The organism is Mucilaginibacter aquariorum, from assembly GCF_024498135.1.
In the GTDB taxonomy this organism is placed as follows: Bacteria; Bacteroidota; Bacteroidia; order Sphingobacteriales; family Sphingobacteriaceae; genus Mucilaginibacter; species Mucilaginibacter aquariorum.
Genome location: NZ_JANHOH010000020.1, coordinates 1 through 2,757, shown reverse-complemented (window position 1 = coordinate 2,757; position 2,757 = coordinate 1). Strand labels below are relative to the sequence as shown.

At 49.4% G+C, this 2,757-nt stretch carries 4 protein-coding genes; 2 read left to right on the top strand and 2 right to left on the bottom strand.

Annotated features, from left to right (window positions below; translation table 11 throughout):
• Nucleotide 1: 1 nt before the first annotated feature.
• Together NPE20_RS26775 and NPE20_RS26770 are read right to left on the bottom strand one after the other, a co-directional pair.
• Entirely contained in the window at nucleotides 2-442 is a 441-nt protein-coding gene (locus NPE20_RS26775; RefSeq protein WP_256541789.1) for an Hsp20/alpha crystallin family protein, read from the bottom strand.
• Between the two features lie 33 nt (nucleotides 443-475).
• Nucleotides 476-1,576 carry a baeRF3 domain-containing protein gene (locus NPE20_RS26770; protein ID WP_256541788.1) on the bottom strand — a complete coding sequence of 367 codons (1,101 nt, stop codon included), beginning with the start codon at nucleotides 1,574-1,576 and terminating at the stop codon, nucleotides 476-478.
• Nucleotides 1,577-1,802: 226 nt separating this feature from the next.
• On the opposite strand from NPE20_RS26770, the gene NPE20_RS26765 reads away from it, so the two are divergent.
• Both NPE20_RS26765 and NPE20_RS26760 read left to right on the top strand, forming a co-directional pair.
• Nucleotides 1,803-1,973: a hypothetical protein gene (locus NPE20_RS26765; protein WP_256541787.1), complete on the top strand. Its 171-nt coding sequence runs from the start codon at nucleotides 1,803-1,805 to the stop codon at nucleotides 1,971-1,973.
• Nucleotides 1,970-2,757: universal stress protein (locus NPE20_RS26760; RefSeq protein WP_256541786.1), on the top strand; the 788-nt coding region annotated here is incomplete at its 3' end. The genes NPE20_RS26765 and NPE20_RS26760, both read left to right, overlap by 4 nt.

Sequence of the window (2,757 nt, the reverse complement as noted above, 5' to 3'; positions counted from 1 at the left end):
CTTAATTTACCGCGATATGTTTCACGGAAGGGCTTTTGGCCTTATGGTCACGCGGCACGTTGATCTTCAGTACCCCGTCTTCATATTTAGCCACAATTTTTTCTTTATCAGCACTGTCCGGAAGGGTAAAGCTGCGGCTGAAAGACGAATAACTGTATTCCTTTCGGGTATACTTTGCGTCTTTCTCTTCCTTGCTTTCTTCTTTTTCACTGCTGATCGTTAGCACATCGCCATCAACATCGATCTTAAAATCGTCTTTTTTCAGGCCGGGCGCGGACAGCGCTACCAGGTAATGGTCTTTGTGTTCCGTGATGTTAGCCGCGGGAACTTTCAGTTCTTTTCCGAATAAATGGCCGTCAAATAATTCATTCCAGGGTTTGAAAAGGTCCTCGTACAATACGGGAACCCTCTCGGTAAGCGGGATTACTGCTTGTGTTTTCATGATCATTGATTTTTTAGGTATAATAAATATGGATTATGGATAATATTTGATCAGTGCGATATGCTCAAACTGCGCCAGTGAGCCGTCTTCCACGAATTCCACCTCCCCGCCGGTAGCCAGTACCTTTTCCAGCACATCGTCCACCGCATCCCGGATATAGGCAAAATGATCATAGGGTTCGGCCGCTGCTTCAATGACACCGGGTTCAGGGCCATGCTGTGCCGGAAAACAATAATTCTTTTCCACAACGAGCAGTTTACCCTTGGCACTATGTGCAGCCTTCCATACCTCTAGTATGCCTTTAGCGACCCGGTGCTGCCCTGCGGCCTCTTCAAGACTATCCAGCAATTGTTGATGATTTTTTATTTTCCAGGCAGCTATATAAGGACTGATCAGTCCGGTGAGCTCGGCAACAGAAGCGTTTTCATAATTACCCGCCACGTAACCGATCACCGAAGCGGTATGTTTACTCAGTTTTTTAAACTGACCGATGATCCTTTCCGCTCCCATGACCAGCACCGGCAGGTGGTGTTCCTGGATCACATTACCCAGTTCTTCATCAATATGGCGCAAAAAGTTGTCGATGGCGGTGTGCTTATCCCCGCTGCTATCTGGGAAATTGCCCATTCGCTCAGGGCCATCCATTACATAATCATAAATGGATTTGGGGATATTAGATGGCAAAGGGCGCAAGGTATCACGATCACCCAAAAAAAGCTTGCATTCCTGTCCGCTGAGGATCAATAAAAGAAATGGAATAGCTTGTTTGGCGTTATAAAGCAAGTCACGAACCTCGAAGGATTCATCTACGATCAGTTTTTCTTCTACCGGGTTGTCCAGGTAAAGTATCTTTTCGAACAAGGGCGATACATAAATGGCCATCCCTTTCTTTTTAGGAGGAATATCCAGGCGATCTATCAGGGTATGAAGTTTTTCCATAACCGCCTCGCACTGCTCTTCCGGATAATATTGTCGCAGTTCCCGTTCTGCCTTATCGGCTTTGATTTTAAGCACACGGGCCATCTCGCTCTTTAAACTGATATGAGTTTCCAGCGGCAGGATCAGGGACAATGCCGGCCGGTAATGCACCGCGTCTATGATCTCGCGGATCTCAGGGTTAAGTATAGCATTCATCTTTGTTCGTATTTCCGATGCCGCCCGACGGAAGCCGTCCGGCCATCTTGTTTTCACAGACAAAACTATCAGGATAATGAAGCTTCAACAATGACGCCGGTCATTGTTCCAACCGATCGTCGTCAGCAATTGGGGTGTCCGAACCGGCATAGCCAAAGTGCTTAACGTCAATTATTTTGGTGGCTGAAATCATTCATGAGCGCAGGCTTGCTGGTTAACTTTGTTTATGGCAAAAAAAGACCGCATCAATATCAATTCCGCTCCGGGACAGCATCAGCTGAAAACGGAGTTCCCGCTTGCCGAAAAAGACGAGCAGGCACACTGTATGGAGCGTATGCGCCGCCTGCAAAATGAAGCGCTGAAATTATGGCGGTCCTTAAAAAAGAAACCGAAATGAAAAAGTTATTGGTCCTTACCGATTTTACCGCCAACGCCTTCCACGCAGCAGGGGCTGCACTGCATCTGGCCCGGAAAATGGATACAGGTATCCTGCTATACCACACCCTGCCTTATATCCCGCTGATCCCGAGTGACAGCGGCGGTCCCTATGTAACCGAAACGGCTACCATGTTGTTCGAGGACAGCAAGGAACGCCTGATCCGGGAAGCGGACAAGCTCAGGGAGGTGGCGGCCATGAGGGGCTATGCAGCAGAGATCACGGAGCGCAGTGGTGATGGCAGCCTGGGCGATCTGATCACGGAACTGACAGAAGATCCCGACGTGGAACTGGTGGTTATGGGCGGCAGGTCTGGCGGCGCGTTAGATCACCTCCTTTCAGGCAGCGATACGGCTGCAGTGATCCGTAAAGCGAAGAAGCCCGTGCTGGTTATTCCCCTGGCCGCGAGTGGCGATATCCCTAAAAAGATGCTTTTTGCCAGCGATTTTGGCGACTTCGATATTCCGGCGGTCAGCTACCTGCACCAGCTGGCGGCTCGCCTGGGTACGCAACTGGACATTGTCCATATGGTTCCCCATGGGGAAGTAGTCACCGAGATCGGCGCGGAGGTGGCCTTTCGGAAATACCTGGACCAGCATCACTTAAATTTCAATCAGGTGTTCGCCGAAGACGTCCATCAGGGCTTACAGCATTACTGCAAACAGAACGGGGTAGATATGTTAGCGATGACCCATGGAGAACATTCGTTTATTGCCAGGTTGTTCGGTCATAGCGAGACCAGGGC